Source organism: Streptomyces sp. BE303, assembly GCF_036290945.1.
Classification (GTDB): Bacteria; Actinomycetota; Actinomycetes; order Streptomycetales; family Streptomycetaceae; genus Kitasatospora.
The window spans coordinates 1-361 of the sequence record NZ_JAQYWZ010000857.1; the positions used below are offsets into that span (position 1 = coordinate 1).

Annotated in this window: 1 protein-coding gene; it reads left to right on the forward strand. The window is 71.2% G+C overall.

The features are described from left to right. Positions 1–78: 78 nt before the first annotated feature. Positions 79–300 carry a (2Fe-2S)-binding protein gene (locus PUR56_RS30165; RefSeq protein WP_329951280.1) on the forward strand — a complete coding sequence of 74 codons (222 nt, stop codon included), beginning with the start codon at positions 79–81 and terminating at the stop codon, positions 298–300. The last annotated feature ends 61 nt before the right edge of the window (positions 301–361 follow it).

Sequence of the window (361 nt, forward strand, 5' to 3'; positions counted from 1 at the left end):
CCCGCCCCCCCCCCCCCCCCCCGCCCCCCCCGCCCCCCGCCCGTAGTGAGCGATTCGGCGCCCTCAGAGTGCTACACCGTGATATTCCTGCTCCAGCGGGACTGGCTGGAGACCCTCGCAGCGGAGCAGCACGCGTCAGACCTCCAGGCGGGCAGTGACCCCAGCGACGCAGGCGACACCGCCGGACTCGCCTCCCGGCTCGGTGTCGCGGGCTGCTGCCTCTACTACGCGATCGAGCCCGGCAACGCCTGCCTCACCTGCCCGCGCACCTCCTTAGAGGATAGGCTGCCCAGTCTCTGAAGATCACAGCGGCGCTGCGGGTTCGATCCCGCTCATGATCGACTCCACCACCCACGTCCGC